3 protein-coding genes are annotated in these 961 nt (G+C 70.8%); all 3 read right to left on the bottom strand.

The genetic code is table 11. From position 1 onward, the window contains the following. The coding region (locus tag AC1DWF_RS32725) for a YhjD/YihY/BrkB family envelope integrity protein (RefSeq protein ID WP_476842676.1) at positions 1 to 305 on the bottom strand (305 nt) is incomplete at its 3' end. A 71-nt stretch (positions 306 to 376) separates the two neighbouring features. Then, a complete protein-coding gene (locus AC1DWF_RS32720; RefSeq protein ID WP_476842675.1) occupies positions 377 to 610 on the bottom strand; it encodes a hypothetical protein in 234 nt (77 codons plus the stop codon). Between the two features lie 103 nt (positions 611 to 713). Further along, the coding region (locus AC1DWF_RS32715; protein WP_476842674.1) for a hypothetical protein at positions 714 to 961 on the bottom strand (248 nt) is incomplete at its 5' end.

Here is a 961-nt window from a genome sequence, read left to right as displayed (position 1 = left end):
CCCCAGCCCAGCGCCTGCGCCGGTCCCGAGACCAGATGATGCACACGCTCGGCGATGAGGTCGTAGCTGTCCTCCGGCAGGAGGCGGTTGAGCACGGCAAGCTGGGGTTCGATCGTGTCGAGGTTGAACCAGACGCCGTAGAAAGCGATGCAGAGCGAAATGGCCGGAAAGAGCGCGAGCATGGCGTAGAAGGCGCAGCCCGCCGCGACCAGCGAGATCTGGTCCGAGGTCGCGACCGACCAGGCCTGCGCCCAGTAGCTCTCCTGCGGCGCGGCCGCGACCTCTGCCGCCTTGGCGGCGTCCAATGCCTTTGCCGCAGCGGGGTTACCGGGCGAAGGTGCAGGGTGCAGCGAATCGGTGGCCAGCGGCGTCGCCCTCACGGGTTGCGCAGTATCCCGTAGTCGAAGGCCGGGCGGGCACGCAACGCTTCCTTGGTGGCGCTCGGCATGGTGATGCGCTCGCGCTCCGCGTTCCAACGGAGATCGCCGAGCAGCACGGAGACGAGGCGCCCGGCCAGCCCCAGGAAGCCGCCCACCTGGATGAGGGCGACGGGCCCCAGGGAGGAAGGCGTCGCCGGGGTGGCAGGCGGGGCTAGCAGCACCTCCTCCACTTCACCGATCGCCTCGTTCCGGTCGTTGTAGACCCGGCTCCCGAGAAGCCTGCTGATACGGGGCTGACTGAGCAGCGCCGCGCCCTGCAGGCCGGCCGGGTTGCTACCGCCGTCGCCGGAGGAACTGCTCCACGACTGCCGCGCCGATCTCCGCTGCCCAGCGCCAGCGCACGAGGCTGAGTGCCTCGTCCATCGGCGAGATGGCGCGCAGCTCGGCCAGGCTCTGCCGGCGCAACATGAGCGCCTCGTGCGCCACGGGGTCGTGCCGTCGGCGCGCCAGCAGCAGCAGCAGGCCCATGATGAGCAGATCGGCCAGCGCGAGCCACAGCGTGGCCCAGAGCGGGCCCTGGC

Source organism: Aminobacter sp. P4_D5, assembly GCF_056401815.1.
The sequence above is the reverse complement of the archived record's forward strand: the minus strand, read 5'-3'. Positions and strand labels throughout refer to the sequence as shown.